This window comes from Lactiplantibacillus pingfangensis, from assembly GCF_005404945.1.
Classification (GTDB): domain Bacteria; phylum Bacillota; class Bacilli; order Lactobacillales; family Lactobacillaceae; genus Lactiplantibacillus; species Lactiplantibacillus pingfangensis.
The window spans coordinates 25,242-46,464 of the sequence record NZ_BJDG01000009.1 but is presented as its reverse complement, the minus strand read 5'-3'; the positions used below and the strand labels follow the sequence as shown (position 1 = coordinate 46,464).

Below are 21,223 nucleotides of genomic sequence, written 5' to 3'. Positions count from 1 at the left end.
GACGCCCAGCAACCACTAAAAATAAATAAGTTATCAAGTAAGAAAGCCTCTAAAGTGTCTATAGTATAAATTATTTTGTCACAAAACCTTGATTATATTATTAATTCTTTTATAATTAAACTGTTCCTATAAGAATAGATAAGGATGTGCAGTTTAGCATGAATTTCAACGCAAAAAACAACCTTCACTTTGATGAAGCGGAAAGATTCAAACTTTATAAATCTGGCAAGCTCTGGCTCGTAACCGGCTTATCATTTTTCTCAATTTTAGGTGGTACCTTAATTAGTAATCCAACTGTCCATGCCGATGCCGTCACAACTTCAAGCAGCTCAGTCAGCAGCGCCACGAGTTCAAGCAGTGTGAATACATATGTCAGCGCCGCCAGTAACGTTAGAAGTACTGATGTGAGTGAGACGGACACGACCCAAGCAACGAGCGCCAGTTCTGATAGCACTAGCGCCGCCACCAGCAGTTCAAGTGTCGTAACTAGCACGAGCGCAACTGAAAGCAGTGCTAGTGAAGCGACAAGTTCAAGTACTAGCACGGAAAGCAGCGCCAGTTCCGTTGCAAGCAGTAGTGCCAGTTCAAGCAGTGCCACATCAACTGCGACTAGCGCCGCCAGTTCAGCCGCTGTGACTAGCACCAACTCAAGTGCCGCTACCAGTACTGTTTCAAGTGCCGCCACGACAACACCAGCCGCAGTCGCAGCCGTCGCCGAATCTACGACAACGACAGATACTTGGACCATCGGCGATACGACTCGGCCACGGGTAGATGCCGTTGACGTTTCCTCTTATCAATCTGGGATGACTCAATCGGACTACAACACCCTTAAATCTTTGGGCGTTAAGACTGTCATTGTTAAAGCAACCGAAGGAACGACCTACACCAATCCAGCTGCCGTCAGCGAAGCTAAAATGGCCAATCAGGCTGGTTTGAACGTCGACTTTTATCACTACGCGACCTTTAGCACGACTACTGAAGCGAATGCTGAAGCAGCTAACTTGGTCAGCTTTTTAACAACTAACAACGTTTCCAAAAGTGTCCTGATCTTTGCTGATATGGAAGACTCACTGACGGACTCGGTTAATGCTGAGGCCAATTTGAACGCTTTCTGGTCAACGCTTAACGCTGCTGGTTATACGAACCACGGTGTTTACGCTTCCAAGTATTACAGCTATATCACCGCGGTCACAAATACCGTTGGTAGCTCGCGCGTTTGGATGGCGCAGTACCCTTATTCGCCTTCAAGCAGCAACCTGTTGAATACGACTAGTGGTGCTTGGCAATTTGCTTCCACCGCCAAACTCCCCTCAGGTGCTTCATACACCGGCGATTTAGATGTCAGTATTGATTATACGGGGCTAACCGAAGATAGTGCGGGTACCGCCACCTTTGGCTCAAGTTCGACTTCAACCGGATCAACGTCGACTGGGTCAACGTCAACGGGTTCCACCACGACTGGCTCAACTTCGACCGGTTCAACCACAACGACGACATCTGGTACTTATACGTTCACTGGCACCACCGCAATCAAGTCGGCTGCTAGTGACTCGTCTTCAACTGTTGGCACGTACTACCAGGGCAGCACGGTTCGTTACAATGCCAAAATTTCAGTCAATGGGGAAACTTGGCTACGTTATTTAGCAGCTAGTGGTGCCCAACGCTACGTTAAAATTAGCGGGACAGCTTCAAGTTCCACAACAACTAGCAGTTCTAGTGAAACAATTAAATCTGAAACTGGTGCTTACACATTTAGTGGCACGACCGCAATCAAGTCATCAGCCAGCGATTCAGCTTCAACGGTTGGCACTTACTATAAGGGCAACACAGTTTATTACAATGCCAAAATTACCGTCAATGGGCAAACTTGGCTACGTTATTTATCAACTAGTGGCGCGCAACATTACGTTAAAATTAGTGGCGGTACAACGACTAGTTCTACGACCAATACGTCAACGAGCAGTGCCAGTTCAACGACGACAGCAACCTCTGGCACCTACACGTTTACTGGCACAACTGCCATCAAATCATCAGCTAGTGATTCGGCTTCAACGGTTGGTACTTACTATCAAGGTAGTACCGTCAACTACAACGCCAAAATCACTGTGAACGGGGAAACTTGGCTACGCTATTTGGCTGCCAGTGGTGCCCAACGTTACGTCAAAATCAGTGGTTCAGCTTCAAGTTCCACGACAAGTTCATCGAGCACGACTTCAACATCATCTGCAACCGGAACTTACACTTTCAAAACAACGACGAATATTCGAACCGGCGCCAGTTTAAGTGCTTCGATCGTTGGGACCTACTATGCGGGTGAAACCGTTCATTATCTCGGAATCATTTCCGCTAATGGCTATCAATGGCTGAAATACTTATCAACTTCCGGCAGTTATCATTATGTCGCGATGATTAGCTAATCCGTTAACCATTGCCGCAACAACCAAAAAATCACCGATTAAGCTTGGAATTTTCCGAGCTTAATCGGTGATTTTTAGTTATCGGCGTTTATCATGGTTGCTTAGTCAATTGCGATCTTACCACTGTCCGTCACTTGTTTGGACTTTGGTAAGGTGATCGTTAAGACACCATCAGTTTGAACGGCCTTAATTTTTTCAGGATCAACATCTGGCAACATATAATCACGTTGCAATAAGCCTTCACGGCGTTCGTTCATCACAATATCCTGTTTCTGATCGCTATGATCCACAAAAGAATGCTTCTGAACTTTAATCGACAACCGATTATCGCGATAGGCTAACTTAACGTCCTGTTTATCGATGCCAGGAATATCAACCTTAACTTGATATTGATCGTCCGTTTCACTAATATCAGTCTTCAGCACTTGTTCACCGTCATTAAAAGGTGCCCAAAAGCGTTGTGCCATCCGTTCAAATGGATCCAACATACCGAAATCATTCCGATTCATCATTTCATTAGCCATAATCACAATCCCCTTTCAAAATTAATAATTGGCTAAAATTACCGGGCCGGCCGTGTCAAAATCTCTTTGACCTTTCCTGACCTTCAAGTTCTATTCTAGCAGCTGTGACGCAACTTGCAAGGATTTAGCACTCCCATTAATCGAGTGCCAAATTTAAAGCTTAATTTCACTGATCCGATGCATCAGGCTAACGAAGCGGGCTAACTCGGCGGGGGTATAATCGGCAGCAATGACTTGCGCCCGTTTAGCGATTTCTGCATCTAGCTGTCGATGCAGCCCTGCCACCTGTTGCCCAGAGTCGGTTAGCCGTACTAAAATTTCTTTATTATTTTTCAAATCACGAAACTTGGTCGCTAACGCTAACCTCGCCAGCTTGGTCAAGCAACGCGAAATCGTCGCTTGTGACAGTCCTGTCAATCGTGGCAAGCTTTTGGCATGACACGCTTCTGACTGGGCCAATTGGGCAATGATTTTAATATCCGTGGTCGACAGCTGCTTTACTTTTGCCTGTAATTGGGGATCATCAAGCTGACGTAAGGCCCACTCTTTTTCACGATCATCAACCCCATCTTGGGCAATAAATCGGTTTAATTCCGTCATCAATTGTGAGATCTCTGTTGTTCTCATTCGGCATCTCCTTTTTTATTCACATGAATTAATAGTTGATTTAAATCGTATCCACGTCTATAATATCATTTTGTATTCACACGAATCAATATTTGAAACGAGGTTAATTAATCTTATGAAAACAATCGCTATCATTCTTGGAAGCACCCGAAAAAATGCCTTAGGACGCCGCCTATTTAACTACTTGAAACAGCTGACAGCTGAAACCACCCACGCAACAACGCAATTTACCTTTTTAGACTTAACCAATTATCACTTGCCATTTTTCGATGACCCCCTCCCACCAATGGCTAATTCACAACGTGACTTACCGGCAAACCAACAACAATGGCTCGATGACATCGCGGCCGCCGATGGTTATATCTTTCTTACACCAGAATATAATCACGCCGAACCGGCCGTTTTGAAAAATGCTTTGGATTTTCTAGCCTTTGAGGCTCAGCACAAACCTGCCAAGCTCATTTCTTATTCAGACAATCTTCGTGGTGGTCAATTTGGAGCCGCGGCTTTAGTTCCAATTCTCCAACGACTTGGCATGGTGGTTCTACCGAAGCCGACACCCGTGGGTAACGTTCAAGCCACACTGCAACCGGATGGGCAATTGATTGCCAACGCGCCGTTAGCATCACGCTATCGTCAAGGGCTGAGTGCCGCATTAAATGAAATCAACTACTATACAACAGTACTAACGGATCACCCTTTTAAAGCCTAGTCATTTCGGTAGACTACCACGTTCAAAAACGCTACACTTAATGCAGAAAAGACTAATTAAGGAGGAAAAATCATGAAAATTAATATTCATCGTTCAGGTCACGATCGGGTTATCGCGGGGGTTATTGGTGGCATTGCTGAACATTTTGATTGGAATGCTAATTTAGCACGTTTAATCTTTGTACTGCTGGCCATCACACCAATGTTTCCAGGGATTATTGCTTATCTCGTTCTTTGGTTAATTATGAAAGATCCCATTGAAGACTAAAATGTTTCACGTGAAACAAAAGTGACGTTACTCGGCCAATTTAAAGCCAAGCAACGTCACTTTTTCAATCGAGTAAAACGGCTAAACTGTAATCATCGACAAACTGCCCATCCAAGTAGAACGCATCTCGACCAACGCCTTCTACTTGAAAACCTTGTTGTGCATAAAATTGACGCGCAACTAAATTGGTCGATAAGACGCGTAATTCAATCCGGTGGATGCCACGGGCCTTAGCTTCAGTCTTTAGCCTGGTCATCAGTTGTCGACCAACACCTTGATGTTGTGCCATTGGTGACACGCCAATCCCAATATCCCAAGTAAAACGTGCTGATGAAAATGGGGGTAGCGGATTCCAAGAGATCATTCCTAAGACCTGATTTCCCACAACCACAACTAATTGACTACCGGCTGGATAATTATTTGCATAGTCAGTTAATGTTCGGGCTAAAATCGGACCCGGACTATTTTTAGTATTCCAAATCTGCTGATCAATGGCAAATAAGCCTGGCAAATCGGCTTCAATCGAATACCGTATTTTAATTTGAGTCAAAACTGGCCCTCCTATTCACTAGCATTCTACGCATTTATTAGCGCACACGCAAACGTTAACAGCGACTTTTTCCGAAAAATCTGATATGATATTGCAACTAAAGTAATAATCAGTAATAAAAATGTCAAACAATTTTATAACATATACTAATAATATTCGTTTATAATAATAATTAACAAGACTAACAAACTGGAAGGGATGTGGCGAAATTGGCCTCCTTGATTCGTAATAAACGTCGAGACTTCACCGAACCAAACCGTTAAACAAAACTAGTAAACAGGAGTGATTTTTTTAATGAAAGATGATAATACCCAGCAGGCAGTCCAGACTGAGACAGCCGACCAAGACGCAATGCCACCGGATGACCCTAATTTGTGGCAGCTTGATGAACCAACTTTAGCCAAGACTTACCAAACTGACCCGAAAAACGGGTTAACCACGGCAGAAGCTGAGCACCGTTTACAACAAGACGGTCGGAATGAGCTCGAAACGAAACATGTTTCGCGATTCATTCAGTTCATCAAGCAGTTCAATAACAGCATTATTTATATTTTAGCCGCGGCCGCCGTCATGACCTTTTTCATGCACCGGTATTCCGATTCCATCGTTATTGGTTTAGTGATTATTGCCAACGCCATTATTGGCTATGTGCAAGAACGCCAAGCTGGTAACGCCTTGGAACGGATTCGCGAAATGCTGATTTCAAAAAATTTCGTTATTCGAGATGGTAAAAAGCTCGAAGTTGACGCTCGCGATTTGGTCGTGGGTGATTTAGTCAACTTGGAAGCTGGGGATGCAGTACCCGCAGACATGCGGTTAATTGCTGCGGATAATTTAAGCGTGCAAGAATCTGTCTTAACCGGTGAAACGAATGCCGTTGAAAAGATTGAGGAGCCCATGCCCGAAACTAAGTTAGCACTAGCTGATCGTCTGAACATGGTCTACGCCTCTACGGCTGTAACTAGTGGTTCAGGCTACGGGATCGTTATCGCGACCGCCGAGGATACAGAAATTGGTCATATCCAGCAATCAGTCGGCGAGGTCAAGAATAAGGCAACCCCATTAATGCGCAATTTAAATTCGTTGGGATTTGGCTTATCAGTTGCGATTGTCGTCGCCGCCATTCTGTTATTCTTGCTCGGATTAGTCATGGACACCTACAGTTTGCCAACGCTGTTGATTGCCGTCATCACGATGGTCGTCGGCTCAATGCCGGAAGGATTGCCAGCTAGTACCTCCGTTGTTTTAGCGATGGGAACGCGTCAAATGACTAAGAAGAACGTCATTGTGAAGTCCTTACCCGCCGTGGAAACCCTCGGTGCGGTGGACATCGTCAATACCGATAAAACCGGGACGCTAACGAAAAATGAAATGACTGTCACTAAAGTTGTCACCCCGCATCATTTCTTTGATGTCACTGGTGTGGGCTACGATGATAATGGTGGTGTTAACTTTGATGGCGCCTTGAAACTCAACGGCAAGACGATGGACTGGCACCAAGATAAAAGTATGGAATGGCTCGTGAACATCGCCGGTCAGACAACCGATGCACAGCTTCATTTTGAAAATAACCGCTGGGAATTAACTGGTGAACCGACCGACGGGGCCTTAACTACCCTTTATCGTAAAATGGCTGGTCACGATCCAGAGGTGGCAGAAATTGATTCGTTGCCGTTTGACTCAGCCTTTCGTTTCTCAGCACGCCTAGCAGACTTAGATGGCCAACGTTTGTTAATGGTCAAAGGTTCGCCGGCGACCGTGCTCCGTTTGACGAATCAGGCAAATCAGTCAGACTACTGGGAACATGCCATGTCTGATTTAACCTCGGACGGCTTGCGAGTGGTAGCCCTCGCCTATCAAGTCGTTGATGATCAGGTCGAGTCAATTGACGCTAAAAACATTAGTGGCTTAGAACTTGCCGGAATGGTCGGCATTATTGATCCACCACGTGAAGAAGCTGCGACCGCAATTGCCGAGCTTCGAAAAGCCGGTGTTGAGGTCAAAATGATTACCGGTGACCATCCAGATACTGCGATGGCGATCGCGAACAAATTAAACTTGGCGTCACACGTTAAGGCCATTTCTGGTCCTGAAATTGATGCTTTAGACGATGAGCAGTTGAAGGCTCAGATTGATGATTATAACGTCTTTGCCCGTGCCACACCTGAAAACAAGTTACGGATCGTGCGTGCTCAACAAGCGAATGATCACGTGGTTTCGATGACTGGTGATGGCGTCAACGATGCGCCTGCTTTAAAGCAAGCTGACATCGGTGTTGCCATGGGGATTAAAGGGACTGAAGTGGCCAAGGAGTCGGCTGATATGGTTCTCGCTGACGATGACTTCGCCGATATCGTCGCCGCTGTCCGTGAAGGTCGCCACGTCTTTGATAATATTCGAAAAACCATTCGTTTCTTGCTACCAACTAGTTTTGCAGAAGGCTTGGTCGTCATCATCAGTATTTTGATGGGACACGACCTGCCACTCTACCCAACTCAGTTGCTCTGGATTAATATGGTTTCCGCCTTGACGATCCAGTTCGCGTTCATTTTCGAACCACCTGAGGCTGGAATTATGTCCCGTGGTCCTCGAAATGTTAAGGCCGGACTATTGTCGAAGCTGGATTCATTTGAAATCGTTTATGTCTCGTTGCTGATTTCTGGTTTAGGGATTTTCGCCTACAACTATTTGACGGCACTTGGGTTGCCAAACGTTGTCGGGAGTACAATGTCACTAAACATCATTATTTTCGGGAAGATTTTCTACCTATTCAACTTGCGAAATGACCATCCAGTGATTTCCAAGTACTTCTTCCAAAATAAGATGGCGTTTTATATTATCGGCATTCTGATTGTCTTGCAGTTGGGAATCATCTATCTTCCATTCATGCAGTCAATCTTCCACACAACCAACGTCAACTTCTGGTATGGTTGGGGAATTCCAATTATCGCCGGGATTATCGTGCTGATTGTGACCGAAATTGGCAAGTTTATCCGGTTTAAATTTATTGACCGGGATGAAGCATTGAATTAAAAAATCGCTTATAAAATACACGTCGGAACCTTGTTTTGGGTTTCGACGTGTATTTTTTTGCTTGTTCAAGCTTAACCTTTTTTGAGATGACTACTATTCAAGATAACCTTATTGATATGACTACGAACTATCAAAATCGTGCGCGCTAGCTATAAATTCAAATTGCTTTAAATGTGCCCCGCATCAACCAATGCATCACCATCGGTAATTGCTGATTCCATAGTGGCCAATCATGCCTTCCCGGTAATTCGTGCCACATGAATTGCTCACCAAACTTCGCCGCTAATCGTGGCTTAAAGGTCCAATCCATCTCCCGTAACATATCCTCACTTCCGGTTGTCATTAAGACGCGTAAGTCCGTGTGCTCGGTCGATAGTCGATCTAACAAATAGTCCAAGCTTACTGGTGAATCCAGCAAATGTTGCTTGTCAAAAACGCCATCAAAGTCTGGCATGATCGCGGCCTGATCAATCCGAAAACGGCTTAAATCTGTCACGGGAGACAAAGCAGCGACAGCAGCAAATTGCTCTGGCATTGACAGCGCCCAGCGTAATGCCCCATAGCCTCCCATTGAATTACCGACAACAAAATTTTGTGAGCGGTCGGAACTTAGTGGGAAAATAAAGCGCATCCGTTCTGGCAGTTCTTCGGTCATGAAGGTCCAGTACTTTGGTCCTTCAGGCACATCGTTATAAAAGCCGCGTTCCGTTTGTGGCATCACCACGGCCACACGATATTGCGTCGCTAAAGTTTCAATGGCCGTTTGCCGGATCCAAGTCGTCGCATCGCCCCCCAAGCCATGCAATAACCAAATGACTGGTAATAATTGCCGGCCACTACGATATTGTGCCTCAACTTCACCAGCAGGGTTCACTGGTTCTGGCAAGATCACTTGTACCGTTACTGATCGTCGTAACGTATTTGAGTAAAAATTATTACTATGAATTGACATAAGCTGCCCCCATTTCTATCGCACTTATCCCTAACTAATCGTTATAATATATTCGAATAAATTATGTCATATTTAGTTAACAAATACAACTAAAAACAAGTCTCAAACTTGTCTAATGTGCGCTAGAAACGACAATAAGACATGATTAAAAGCGGCCGATTGCTCGGCCATCACCAAATGTCCTGCTGCCGGGATCACCACCGCCGTTCCCTGAGCAGTCATCTGCGCGGTTACTTCCGCAAACTGGGGTTTGAATAAGGGGGACGCTGCACCAGCAATGATTAAGCATGGGCAGTGCAACCCGGCCAAGACTGGTCGCCAATTATGACGCAAATGATCCAATAACAACGGCGCCATCGCCCATTGTTGAAAGGGCCGTTCCGACTCTGTCGCAGTGACTAATGCTGAAGTCGTCTGATCAACGGCTTTGAAACGAGCAGCCCCCCACGGCCGAGCTAAATAATCACGCCACTTTGCCCACCGAATTGGCTTCATGCCATAGTGCCAATGCCTCGTATTCAACACTTGCGGTGGCTGATCAACATCAACCATCGCCGTGATGCTTTGCTCACCAAATTGCGCAATATAGGCAAAACAAGTACCGGCGCCTAAAGAATGGCCAACTAAAATTGGCTTTTTAATTCCAAGATGCGTCACCAATTCATGCACATCCGTTGCCCGTCGCCACAAAGACTGGCCTTTTAGGGTACGTTCCGATTGACCATGACTGCGGCCATCGAGGCTGATGACCCGATAACCAGCCCCAACGAGTGCTGGAACCTGGGCCTGCCAAATTTCCTTTGGCACGCCAAATCCAGCTAATAAAATGATGGCTTGACCACTACCATGGTCAGAATAAACTAATGTGACGCGATCCGAAGTCATGAACCGCATGTCATCGCCCCCCTTTTTTGGTTGACCAATTAGTCAAAATCAGCTGTCGTTAACTTTTTTAGTTGCGTCAACCAAGTTTGAACTTCACTAGTCACGATACTGGGACTTTTAAGTGGCCCCAGTAAGCTGGCTACTTTGACCCAATCAATCCCGTTTGACCCTTGAATACTCGCCTGTAAGGCTTCAATCTGTGCCTTTTTTAGTTGCGCTAGCTGTTGTTCACTTCCAGATAATCCTAATAAAGCATTGATGGCGAGTTGCTGACTCAACATGGCTTGCCAACTTGCCAGCGTAAATGGCTCGCTTAAACGCAACCGATCCTGTAACGGCACCGCTGGGACTTCCTTAATTAAAAAGGCCTGAAAATCAACCCAATTCTGATCAATAATCGCGTAGCCTTGCCATGGCAACTGCAGATTAAATTGTTGCAAGGTTTTGACCGTCGTTGTCGTTAACGACAAAGTAGTAGTTTCAGACCCGACCGCTAGCGAGAGCCACTGGGTCAAAAAGTGCTGCATCGTTTTGCGAACGACTGGCCGTTGCTGCTTGCCACGAGTTAGATGATAGCGGACCAACAGAAACTCCGTCACGGCATTGGGTGCAATAACCCGATCAGCCTGAACTTGATGACGTTGTTTGAGTCGCCGAACCCGTTGCCGACGACTTGATTTAGCATAATGTCCTTGTTTGACCATCGACGTTGCCTCCGATTTAAACGTAATAACTCATTCTAACACCCATTTTAGCGAAAGAAAAAACACTCATCATTTTACTGATGAGTGCTTACATTAATGTTCAGCTTTAGGCCGCCCATATTTGTGGAAATAAATGATTGTCATAATCACAAGGAAAACGACCCCAACAAGAATTGAATAGCGCGTTTCCGGATTGATAAACATGAAGACTAACGTTAACGCCAAAAAGGCCAATGTTAAGTAATTTGAATATGGTGATAATGGCATTTTAAAGGGGTGATCGACCATCTTATCCGCATTTTGTTTACGAAATTCGATTTGACTAATCAAAATCACGACCCATGGCACCATCCCAGGTAACACACTAGAACTATAGACCATCACAAAAATTTCACTCGCATCTTTAAAGAATAGCGGCAAAATCACGTTTAAAACCACGCCGATCAAAATCCCAGCTGAAATCGAAATTACCGCATAAAATGGCACGCCATGCCGATTCAACAACGTCATCCGATGTGGCAATTGCTCATTTTCGGCTAAAGTGTACGTCATCCGACTAGCACTATAAATCCCGGAATTAGTCCCAGATAATGACGCCGTAATGACCACAAAATTAATAATCGACGCTGCCGCCGTTATCCCAATTTTAGCGAAAGTCTGCACGAATGGTGAGCCGATTTGACTCAACTGATCCCAAGGGTAGATGCTGACGATCACGAAGATCGCACCGACATAAAAAATCAGAATTCGCGCGACCGTTGATCGAATCGCTTTAACTAAGGTACTCTGTGGATTTTCAGCCTCACCAGCCGTCACCCCAATCAGTTCGATCCCCTGATAAGAAGCTAAAACGATTGATAGCGCGAAGACAAACCCCTTGATGCCACCAGTGAAGAACCCGCCGTGTGACCACAAGTTACTGATTCCAATCGGTTGACCATGATTCCCGAAGCCAAAGAGAATCAAGCCTAATCCGGCAATAATCATCAACACAATCGTCACGACCTTGATCAGTGAAAACCAGGTCTCCAGCGTCCCAAACATTTTTACGGAGATCAGGTTTGCCACCGCTAAGAAGACAATCGCAATCAGCCCCGGAATCCAGTCCGGTAAATTCGGCCACCAGTAGCGACAATAACCGCCCAGTGCAATCATTTCACTCATCCCAACGACGACAAATTGGAAAATATTGCTCCAGGCCGTTAAATAGCCAAAAACAGGATGTATGTATTCGGACGCAAACTTGGCGAACGAACCGGTATTGGGGTCCACGTACAGCATTTCGCCTAACGCCCGCATAATCAGGTACAAAAATGCCCCTGAAACAACGTACGCAATTAAAACTGACGGTCCGGTCCACTTGATGGTCGAGCTAGATCCCATGAAGAGACCAACACCGATCGTGCCACCTAATGCAATCATCTGCATTTGGCCCGTACTTAATTTTCTCTGCATAACTTTCTCTCTTTTCATTAATTCAAGCAACAACTTGCAATCCGTCACAAGTGTTAACTTCCATCTTAGCTAAAATTTCGCTGTGGCGCAAATGATAATTTCCTAATAAACTGGGCTGATAGCGTGAGCTAACACTGATTTCAGCGACTATGTAGAAGTTCGTTAACATATTATTTTCGAGTTGTAACCGGTATACTATAGAAAACAACTTAAAGTGAGGTTGGCAGTCATGGCAAACTATATCAAAGAATTACGCGCATTAGTCGGTCACAAACCGTTAATTTTAAATACAGCAGCAGGTATTTTAGTTAACGATCAACAACAAGTGTTGTTAAATCTCAGAACAGATACGCATAACTGGAGCCTTCCCGGCGGTTATTTGGAATACGGTGAATCGTATGCAACCGCCTGTGTGCGTGAATATAAGGAAGATAGCGGTATCGACGTTAAAGTCATTGCACCGATTGGTATCTTTGACCAAGGTGAAACCATCTATCCAAATGGCGACGTTGTGCAAACAATTACTGAACTATTCTTAGTCGAAGCTGTTGGTGGCCAACCGTTACAAACCGCCACTGATGAAACCTTGAAGCTCGCATATTTTGACTTCGATCAGTTACCACCATTACTCAACCAACAAACCGCAGACACGTTAGTTGCAGCCAAAGCGTTTCTGAAAAACCGCTCCGAATAGCTAAACCGAAACATGTCGCAAAAGGCAGCTAACACCCTTTTGCGGCATGCTTTTTATTTTGACTAATTAGTCCACATCATTCCAACTGGTCAAAAATAGTGATAACCAATCCAGTTCTTCCGGTGCCAGTGCTTGTTGCGGATGCTCTGGGTTCTCAATAATTGCCACACTCGAAATGGCCGTTAAGGGGGCTTGTTCTAACTCAAAGGACTCAAAATTGTAAAAAGCTAGCCAACCGATTTCTTGGTCATCATCTTCACCTAACGTTGCACTAAATAATTGACAGGGATAAATCGGCAAACTGACCATCCCACGATCGGGTGAGAAATAGCGCAAGGTACTGATTTCATGATAGATTGTCGCATGAATCAGTGCCTGCAACAGGTCGGGATCAACATTATCCAAACTGCCGGCAACTAATTGGACGCGCTCCTGATAATTCGCCAATGCGTGATAGGCCTGGTCGCCTAAAACTGCGCGTATTTTAGCTAACGTTAACTCGCTCACACTAGGCGCTAGCTCCTGACCACCTTGAATATTTGGCCGTGGTGACACCATCAAGGCCGCAAGCTCTGTCCGCGTCAAACTGACTTGCGTTTGCACTGCCGGTTGCGGTGTATAAGGTGACCAGACTGGCGTATTAGGATAATTTAGCGCGTGTTGCATGATTTTTTTGACCTGCAACGCCCCAAATGACACCCAACTGACAATAAATCCCGCAGTCTGATGTGCCGCAACCCGATCAACCCGGTAAAAAGCCCGTGGAACGGTAGCATCCGTTATAAAATTATCATTAGCAGCGATATACGTCTTGGCACTCAGACCGACTACATAAAAACTATCGCTATTTGCCATAACAACGGCTTGTTCGGTCGCACTTTGCCAAGTCTCGATAACCGTCGTTTCAGTGCTTAATTCACAGCTCACCAAACTTTGATCTGACACCACTGACCAATCAGGCGTTACCAAATAGCGCCGGGTCACCGTCAGTCGGTCATCTGGAGTCAGCCAAGGCGTTAAAGGCGTCAGTTGATAGGCAATTGGACTGCCGTTGCACTTCACAATCAACGTTCCTAGCGGCGTCATTAATAACTGTTTTGGTAAGGCCGCTGGACCGGCAACTGGCAGTTGCGCCAGTTGCTGCTGTATTCGCAATGCAGGGTTATCCGCGATGCCGGTCACCCGAAACAACGTAATTTTTAACTTTTGAGCCGTTAAGTCAAGCTGAGCAACTTTACCATACAAATAGGCCCCTTGATCAAGCAACTGCGCATACGGGCTATTCTGATGACGAGAAATGTATCCAAGCCGGGCATGGCCTAAAGTCCACACAGAAATCGCTTGCTCATCGTACTGGTTATTTGCCTCCCGTTGTAGCAAAACGGTCATACCGACAGTTAACGTCGCCAACGCTTGTTCGATACCGACGACATAATGTTCCCCCACAACGGCAACTGATGCTAGTTCTTGGTCACCGGTTTCAGTCGCACTTGCCGAAGACTGTTCAGTTATCTGAATAATTTTGCTAGTTTCAATAATTTCGACAACTGCCGTTTCCTTTAACTGCTTCGCCAAACAGTGCTGTCCATGATCAATGACCGCCAAAAGTTCATATTGCTCTCCAGTTGACAACAATACCTGCATGCCATTTTGAAGTTCCATCCAACCTCACCTCCTGATTGTCGCTGTTAATTATAGCCTACTTAGATTGGCTAATGAAAGCCTTCTCAAAAAACCCTTTAAAAACACAACTAGCAACTAGTTTGCCGATGATAAGGATTTTCAGCGTCAAAAATAGCCCCATGGCTTATGCCACAGCGCCATTCAGACTTATTTTAAAGTTGTTAAGTAACGATAAACTTGTTGCCCCGCTTGCCGGCCAAAGACCACCGTTTCAGCAATAGAATTACCGCCGATACGGTTATTGCCATGAAGTCCTCCGGCAATTTCACCCGCGGCGTACAACCCTGGAATCACGTGACCAGTTCTCGCAATCACCTGAGTCAGCGCGTTAATCTTGACCCCACCCATTGTGTAATGAACGGCTGGCGCAATATGAATCGCATAAAAAGGCCCAGTTGTCAGTGGCTGGGACATCCCGGTCGTTCGACCAAATTCAGAATCGGCTTTGGTGGTCACCGCTTCATTCCAGGTTGCGATGGTCGCCGCTAATTCGTCAACCGGAACCTTAATTTTAACGGCCAAATCGGCCAGCGTGTCGCCCGTCACCACTAGACCAACGGAATCATAGAAATTGATTGCTGGTACCCGTTCACGAACCGCATGATCCAAAATCAAGTACGCATGCTTCGTTGGTAATTGATCAATTGCCGCAGTAACTGCCTTGCGCGTCGTCAGTTCGTTTACAAAGCGCTGACCAGCCTCATTAACTAGAATCGCACCCTCACCACGGACCGCTTCGCCAATCAAGAAGGCATGCGCCGTATCTTGTTGCACGGTTGGATGAACTTGAATCTGAGCCATATCAACTAATTCAGCACCGGCACTAGTCGCCAAACTGATACCATCACCCGTTGCCCCCGGTTGATTCGTCGTCCGGTAGGCTTTTAGCTCCGGTCGATATTTCGCAATTAACTTTGGATTGGCACCGAAGCCACCAGTTGCTAGAACAACCGCTGACGCCGCTAACTGTCGTTGGCTACCAGTGGGCAATGTAACCGTTACCCCTGTGACCTTCTCAGCATCTTTTTGCAACGCAGTCACATCAACTTCCGTAAATAACGGAATCTTTTCGGCCGCCACCACTTTCAATAATTGTGTCACCAAAAAACCACCAATTGGCGCTAAGCTGCTTGGTCGGTGGGTTCGTTTCACACGCATGCCACCCGTGATGGTTAAATCATCTAATTCAATCCCATGGGCTGCCAGCCAATCTATCGCTAGCGCCCCATGCGAGGCAAAATATTCCAGCATTGCCGGATCGTTTTGCTCACCGCCACCGACAAATGTTTCATGATAAAAATCAGCATAACTGTCCACCACATGATGCTTTAATTGAACGAGCGTTTCGGCCGCGTTCATCCCAGATGATGCTCGCGTCGTATTGCCACCAATCTTCGGCATTTTTTCTAAGATAACCGGCCGTAAGCCTAACTCGTGCGCTTGAATCGCGCTTACTAACCCGGTACTGCCAGAGCCGATAATAATCACATCATATTGATCCTGCAAAGCTGCTAACGGTGTTGCTTCAAATTGAAACTTAGCCATGCGTTTCCCCATCCCTTCACTAAATCCGTGTAACCTATCAGATGTTTCACGTGAAACATTTTTGTTAAATCCTATTTTACTGGTTCACTCTAAAAATAAACAGTCTAAACTTAAAACTGGCTCCGACAAGTTGTCAGAACCAGTTTAACAAGCAAGTTATTTCCAATAAGCATAGCGGTACAAGGCATCTCGTAGCAACGTAAAATGAACGCCACCAACCTTATCACTAATTAAATGAGCCGCTGCCGTCTGATACAGTGGCGTGACCCCCTGTTCCTCAGCAACTAATTTAGCTGCCTGTTGCATCGTTTGATAGCGGGCCGTTTTAGTTTGGGTTCCCGCTGTAATTGTCGCAATCTTTTTTTCGTAATCACGATTTTGGAATTTCCCAAAATCAACGGAATTTGTGACAGAAGCTTTGTTGAGAAAATCAACCGGATCTTGGAAATCACTAGACCAAGCTAAAGTCGCAAAATCAAAATTGCCTTTACTTAATGTCGAGATTTCATTCGTTAGTGGGACTGACTTAACCGTGACTTTGACGCCATCCAAATGTTTTTCGATGGCAGCCTGAACGAATTCAGCCACTGATTTATTCACATCAGTATCATTGGTCAGTAATTGTAACGTGATGTGCTTTTTACCCAAACTGGCTTGCGCCTTCTGCCAGTATTCCTTGGCCTTGGCTGGACTATACGGATATAAGTTGCCAGTATCCTGATTGAAATCTTGCCCGGTTTCAGGATTTTTAGTGTTACCCGTTGGTACGAGCGATGTTGCCGCCGTTGACCCATCTTTCAACACGTTTTTTACTAGGGAGTTGCGATTCAACGCATAGCTCACTGCTCGCCGTAAATCAGCATTTTTCGTCAATGTGCGTTGGTTGTTCCACGGCATGAAGTAGAGCTGATTGAGTTTGGTCACTGTTAACGATTTCTTCAAAGCGCCTTGCTTGGCACTGGCAACTTGCGTACCGGTAATCTGGGTGACTTGAACGGCATTGCTTTCAAATAAATTTTGAGCCGTGCTGTTAGTTTTAACCGTTTCAACCTTAACGTTATTAATATGAACGGCCTGACGATCGTAATAATTAGGATTCTTGACGTATTTCCAAGTATCACTCGTCCCATCCCAATTTTTTAGGACATAAGGCCCATTTGATAAGGTTCTAGCGGCAGTAGTCCCATATTTGTTGCCGTACTTCTCAGTAAACTTCTGATTAAGTGGATAAATTTCAGTCGCCAACCGATAGTTAAAATACGGCACCTTTTGGGTTAACGTCAGTTGCAATTTATACTTTCCTAGGGCCTTAGCACCTAGGGTTTTGACTGCCTTTTTACCGGCAGTAATTGCAGTCGCATTTTGAATTTCAGCAACATGTCCAACTTCTTGTGATTTAGTTGCCGGATTAACTTGTCGCTGCAATGAATACACGAAGTCCGCGGCCGTCACCGGTTGCCCATTCGACCACTTGGCATTCCGCCGAAGCGTGAATGTGTATTTCTTACCACCATCCGTGGGTTTGACCACTTTTGTCGCAATTGCTGGCACAACCTTACCCTTAGTATTAGTCGTGTAGAGGCCCTCCATAAACTGTGCAATGGCAGCCTGACTCGCAATATCGTCAGCCTTATTCGGGTCGGCGGTCGCAATGGCCTGTGAGGCAGTCACCGTCAACGTCTTACTGCTATTTTTAGTCTTAGAAGTCGTTTGTGTCCCACAACTAGCTAAGACTAATCCTAATGTCACAATTTCGAGACCACTTACCCATTTTTTTGTTTTGTTCATACATTTTCCCCGTCTATCTTAGCGCTGACTAGTTACAATAAATTTGGCAAACAAACGTGCCATGACTGGTTCGACTGCCTGCATTTCTTCGGGATGCCACTGGACTGCCAATTGTAACCCGCCGTCCGTGGCTTCAATTGCTTCAACCACCGAATCGGGCGCCGTCGCAACCACTTGAAACCCTGGCGCAATTTGGTGCAACGTTTGATGATGAAACGAATTCACCGCCAACTCAGTTTGACCTAAAAACTCAGCCAAGACTGATTTAGGCGCAACCTGGACATGGTGCATGCCATATGCCGGTAACTGCGCCTGCAAATGTTTAATGGTTCCTTGCCCGGCTGGCATATACGAAAGATCCTGATAAATCGTCCCACCATAGCATGCATTCAAAATTTGGATCCCGCGGCAAATGCCAAAAATTGGCTTGTGTACTGCATGTACCGCTTTGATTAAAGCAATTTCATAAGTATCCCGCTCCGGATCAATCCCACCTAATTTTTCTAACGGTTCTTCGCCATACACTAACGGATTCACATCTTGTCCCCCGCAGAGCAGCAGACCGTCAATTAGCCCAACATAGCGCGCAATCGTCTCTGCGTCATTTGTGACGGGCAAGACTAACGGCACCCCGCCGTTAGCTGTAATTGAGCGTAAGTAAACCCGATTGACATAATCACGCTTACGACCAGGAAACATTTGACTATCTACCGCAAGCGTTCCGGGCGCCACCCCAATAATTGGCTTTGTCATCTTCAACAACCTCTTTCTTTTATCGCCAAAAAATCCCTGCACACAATAATTGTATACAGGGACGATTGGTTTCGTGGTACCACCCCGAGTTCGTGGTTAACCAAACCCACCTCGATAACATTAAAAACATGTCAGGAGACTAACGACTCCCCTCGGACTAGTATCAGCAACACCAGTCAGTGCTCCAAACCCATCTTCAGTTAAATTAAGAAGCCACCCTCACACTATCGGCAGTCGCTAATCTTCGGCCTTTAACTTACTCTGCTCTTCACAGCACTCAATATTCAATTAAAAAATTATGGCGATTTGATTAATTAAAGATTAAGTTTTATTTCAGCTAATGTCAACTATTAAGTTAGGAAAGTGTTCAGATGCCGGGAATTTCTGATTTTGCGTACTAGTCAGGCTAGGTATCGTCGAGACTAGGGCCACAGCGAATTTCAACCACTCATGTCTGAATAGACACCACTTATTACTTTTTTCTTTGCATTTTTGTCAGTAAATAATTAGAAAAGTGTTTTAAGATAGTTTGATAAATCGTCTAAGTGATCTCCCAACCCCGTAGGATCTAGATAAGTAATGCCTAGTCTATTTAACAGTCCTGCTAATGCGGGTATGAAGGTAAAGTCTGGCAAACTGATCTTAAATTTTTTGCCATCAGTTTTAGTAAATGTAATCGTAGCAATAAAATAAACGCTAGCAAAGGGTATGGCCATGGCTTGCGTCATCATCTCTTTTTGAGCCACGTCAACACTAACATTGCTAATCTGATCTATCGGCAAAACAATCGTTCCCTTTTTAGATGAAAACTTTACACCGTCAACAGTGATTCCAACATCAATTGGTTTGACTTTGTGATAAGTACTATCACGCGGGAGCTGAAATTTCCAAGTTTCTGGAAATGTCTCATTATCAAGCCGTATAGATGCCGGTAAATAGTACTGATGAAGTTGTGATTCAAACGGTTCCCAAGCATTAATCTTCACATCGGATTTTACCATTTTCAGTTTGTCTCCTTCTTCATAACAGTTCTGGAGCTAAAAGTAGCTAACAACAATTTCAATATAACACTGAACAACCATTTTATCGATAAAACTCGCATGTATTCAACCATGCCATTTATTCACAACCGGACATTCGTTTATTTCCCGGGAAATCATTTTCGGGCCGTTACTGCTAACATTTCTTGTACTGTTGCACCCATATTATCGCGCTGTGCTAACAAAGAGATCACCGCCGCACCACGCGCACCGGTGGCCGCAATTGCCGGTAATTGTTCAGCAGTTATCCCGCCGATTGCCACAACTGGCACTTTAGAAAGTGCTACGATGCGTGTTAAGCCATTCAGCCCAATCACTGGATCAGCATCCGCCTTGGAGCTGGTTGGAAAAACCGGGCCACTGCCCAAGTAAGCAACACCTGACAGCTGATTAGCCGCTTCAACTTCTGGCAGCGTTGAACAAGATAATCCCACAAACATTTTTCCCTGAACCCGACTTAGCACTTGCTGAATTTTTTGGTCATGCTGACCAACATGAATCCCATCTGCTTTTAAAGCCAACGCTAAATCCACATTATCGTCGACAATAAACGGGACTTGATAAGCTTCACATAACTGGTGTAACTTGCAACCTAATTGCAATCGCGCCGAGTCGCTTAACTGACTACGCCCTTTGTCCCGAAATTGAAACGCGGTAATACCAGCCTGCAATGCTGAATCCACAACTGTTAAGATGTCACGACTACCAACATCTTGTGAGCCACAAACAAAATAGGCTCGTAACTGTTCGGGTGAAAATTTACGCGTCATGGCGACTCACCTCATCACTTGGTTCAACCCAGTGATTCAAAGGACCATGACCGTGACCAACCTGAATCGTATTTTTAATGGCAGCCGTCACATAGGCTTTGGCCGTTTGAATTGCTGTCGCCATTGGCACCCCTTTAGCTAATTCAGCCGTTAAACATGCTGACAAAGTATCACCAGTGCCATGCGTGCGAACCGTGTCCGTTCGTGGTGCTGAGAGCCAAAAAGACGTCCCATCTTCCAGTAATACATAATCGGCAGCAGTTGCACGATCTGCTTCATGACCACCTTTAATGATGACATTTTTCGCACCCAAGTCTTGCAGGGCGTGCCCGGCAGCCACCATCCCAGCCGCATCCGTAATTTTCGCATGGGTTAGGCGTTCGGCTTCCGGCAGATTAGGCGTGACAACCGTTGCTAGTGGTACCAACTCTGTTCGAACCGTTTCAATGGCATCATCTGCTAGCAGCGCAGCGCCACCCTTGGCAATCATCACTGGGTCAACGGTCAATGGCCCAAAATCGACCCGTTTTAACGCTTCTGCAACGACATGGACATGTTCTGCATCAGCGAGCATCCCAGTTTTACAAGCTCGAATTTTGAAATCGGCTGCTAATGAGTCAAACTGCTCATTAATTATTTTAGCCGGTAGCGCCATAAAATCTTGGACCCCCAACGTATTTTGAGCCGTGACAGCAACAATCACCGCTGTCCCGAAAACATGCCGTGCTTGCATCGTTTTCAAGTCTGCCATCACACCGGCGCCACCACCACTATCAGTTCCTGCAATCGTGACAACTTGTGGAAAATCATTCATCCCAAAT

General features: G+C 45.5%; 19 protein-coding genes. 5 read left to right on the top strand and 14 right to left on the bottom strand.

The window, feature by feature from the left end; translation table 11 throughout:
• The first annotated feature begins 158 nt into the window (after positions 1-158).
• Positions 159-2,420 carry an SH3 domain-containing protein gene (locus FFM74_RS05730; protein ID WP_137625680.1) on the top strand — a complete coding sequence of 754 codons (2,262 nt, stop codon included), beginning with the start codon at positions 159-161 and terminating at the stop codon, positions 2,418-2,420.
• Positions 2,421-2,521: 101 nt separating this feature from the next.
• Here FFM74_RS05730 and FFM74_RS05725 read toward each other — a convergent pair whose 3' ends face one another.
• Together FFM74_RS05725 and FFM74_RS05720 are read right to left on the bottom strand one after the other, a co-directional pair.
• Entirely contained in the window at positions 2,522-2,944 is a 423-nt protein-coding gene (locus tag FFM74_RS05725; RefSeq protein ID WP_137625679.1) for an Hsp20/alpha crystallin family protein, read from the bottom strand.
• A 153-nt stretch (positions 2,945-3,097) separates the two neighbouring features.
• Positions 3,098-3,571, bottom strand: coding sequence for a helix-turn-helix domain-containing protein (locus FFM74_RS05720; protein ID WP_137625678.1), 474 nt, complete (start codon positions 3,569-3,571; stop codon positions 3,098-3,100).
• 115 nt (positions 3,572-3,686) lie between these two features.
• Here FFM74_RS05720 and FFM74_RS05715 point away from each other — a divergent pair, with 115 nt between their 5' ends.
• Entirely contained in the window at positions 3,687-4,283 is a 597-nt protein-coding gene (locus FFM74_RS05715) for an NADPH-dependent FMN reductase (RefSeq protein WP_137625677.1), read from the top strand.
• Positions 4,284-4,355: 72 nt separating this feature from the next.
• Positions 4,356-4,550, top strand: coding sequence for a PspC domain-containing protein (locus FFM74_RS05710; RefSeq protein ID WP_137625676.1), 195 nt, complete (start codon positions 4,356-4,358; stop codon positions 4,548-4,550).
• Positions 4,551-4,614: 64 nt separating this feature from the next.
• Here the strand turns inward: FFM74_RS05710 and FFM74_RS05705 are convergent, their stop codons facing one another.
• A complete protein-coding gene (locus FFM74_RS05705) occupies positions 4,615-5,100 on the bottom strand; it encodes a GNAT family N-acetyltransferase (protein ID WP_171000660.1) in 486 nt (161 codons plus the stop codon).
• A gap of 294 nt (positions 5,101-5,394) precedes the next feature.
• On the opposite strand from FFM74_RS05705, the gene FFM74_RS05700 reads away from it, so the two are divergent.
• Entirely contained in the window at positions 5,395-8,133 is a 2,739-nt protein-coding gene (locus tag FFM74_RS05700; RefSeq protein ID WP_137625674.1) for a cation-transporting P-type ATPase, read from the top strand.
• 157 nt (positions 8,134-8,290) lie between these two features.
• On the opposite strand, the gene FFM74_RS05695 is transcribed toward FFM74_RS05700, so the two are convergent.
• The 4 genes from FFM74_RS05695 to FFM74_RS05680 form a co-directional block, all read right to left on the bottom strand.
• Positions 8,291-9,085 carry an alpha/beta hydrolase gene (locus tag FFM74_RS05695; protein ID WP_137625673.1) on the bottom strand — a complete coding sequence of 265 codons (795 nt, stop codon included), beginning with the start codon at positions 9,083-9,085 and terminating at the stop codon, positions 8,291-8,293.
• Positions 9,086-9,187: 102 nt separating this feature from the next.
• Entirely contained in the window at positions 9,188-9,979 is a 792-nt protein-coding gene (locus tag FFM74_RS05690; RefSeq protein ID WP_137625672.1) for an alpha/beta fold hydrolase, read from the bottom strand.
• 29 nt (positions 9,980-10,008) lie between these two features.
• Positions 10,009-10,674 (bottom strand): hypothetical protein, encoded by a 666-nt coding sequence (locus FFM74_RS05685; protein WP_137625671.1) that lies wholly within the window; start codon positions 10,672-10,674, stop codon positions 10,009-10,011.
• Between the two features lie 93 nt (positions 10,675-10,767).
• A complete protein-coding gene (locus FFM74_RS05680; RefSeq protein WP_137625670.1) occupies positions 10,768-12,129 on the bottom strand; it encodes an amino acid permease in 1,362 nt (453 codons plus the stop codon).
• 229 nt (positions 12,130-12,358) lie between these two features.
• On the opposite strand from FFM74_RS05680, the gene FFM74_RS05675 reads away from it, so the two are divergent.
• The gene (locus FFM74_RS05675) at positions 12,359-12,823 is read left to right on the top strand and encodes an NUDIX hydrolase (RefSeq protein ID WP_137625669.1); all 465 of its coding nucleotides are present in this window, start codon (positions 12,359-12,361) and stop codon (positions 12,821-12,823) included.
• Positions 12,824-12,889: 66 nt separating this feature from the next.
• Here FFM74_RS05675 and FFM74_RS05670 read toward each other — a convergent pair whose 3' ends face one another.
• The 7 genes from FFM74_RS05670 to thiD all read right to left on the bottom strand — a co-directional run bounded on the left by FFM74_RS05670 (position 12,890) and on the right by thiD (position 21,216).
• Complete coding sequence (locus tag FFM74_RS05670; protein WP_137625668.1) at positions 12,890-14,485, bottom strand: HIRAN domain-containing protein; 1,596 nt, start codon at positions 14,483-14,485, stop codon at positions 12,890-12,892.
• Positions 14,486-14,653: 168 nt separating this feature from the next.
• Positions 14,654-16,051 carry a flavocytochrome c gene (locus FFM74_RS05665; protein WP_137625667.1) on the bottom strand — a complete coding sequence of 466 codons (1,398 nt, stop codon included), beginning with the start codon at positions 16,049-16,051 and terminating at the stop codon, positions 14,654-14,656.
• A gap of 156 nt (positions 16,052-16,207) precedes the next feature.
• Positions 16,208-17,839 carry a peptide ABC transporter substrate-binding protein gene (locus tag FFM74_RS05660; protein WP_137625666.1) on the bottom strand — a complete coding sequence of 544 codons (1,632 nt, stop codon included), beginning with the start codon at positions 17,837-17,839 and terminating at the stop codon, positions 16,208-16,210.
• An 18-nt stretch (positions 17,840-17,857) separates the two neighbouring features.
• The gene (locus FFM74_RS05655) at positions 17,858-18,592 is read right to left on the bottom strand and encodes a gamma-glutamyl-gamma-aminobutyrate hydrolase family protein (RefSeq protein WP_137625665.1); all 735 of its coding nucleotides are present in this window, start codon (positions 18,590-18,592) and stop codon (positions 17,858-17,860) included.
• Positions 18,593-19,098: 506 nt separating this feature from the next.
• Complete coding sequence (locus FFM74_RS05650) at positions 19,099-19,593, bottom strand: hypothetical protein (RefSeq protein WP_137625664.1); 495 nt, start codon at positions 19,591-19,593, stop codon at positions 19,099-19,101.
• A gap of 155 nt (positions 19,594-19,748) precedes the next feature.
• Positions 19,749-20,402, bottom strand: coding sequence for a thiamine phosphate synthase (gene thiE, locus FFM74_RS05645; RefSeq protein WP_137625663.1), 654 nt, complete (start codon positions 20,400-20,402; stop codon positions 19,749-19,751).
• Positions 20,392-21,216, bottom strand: a complete 825-nt coding sequence (gene thiD / locus FFM74_RS05640) for a bifunctional hydroxymethylpyrimidine kinase/phosphomethylpyrimidine kinase (protein WP_137625662.1) — start codon at positions 21,214-21,216, stop codon at positions 20,392-20,394. Before thiD ends, thiE begins: the two co-directional genes overlap by 11 nt.
• Between the last annotated feature and the right edge of the window lie 7 nt (positions 21,217-21,223).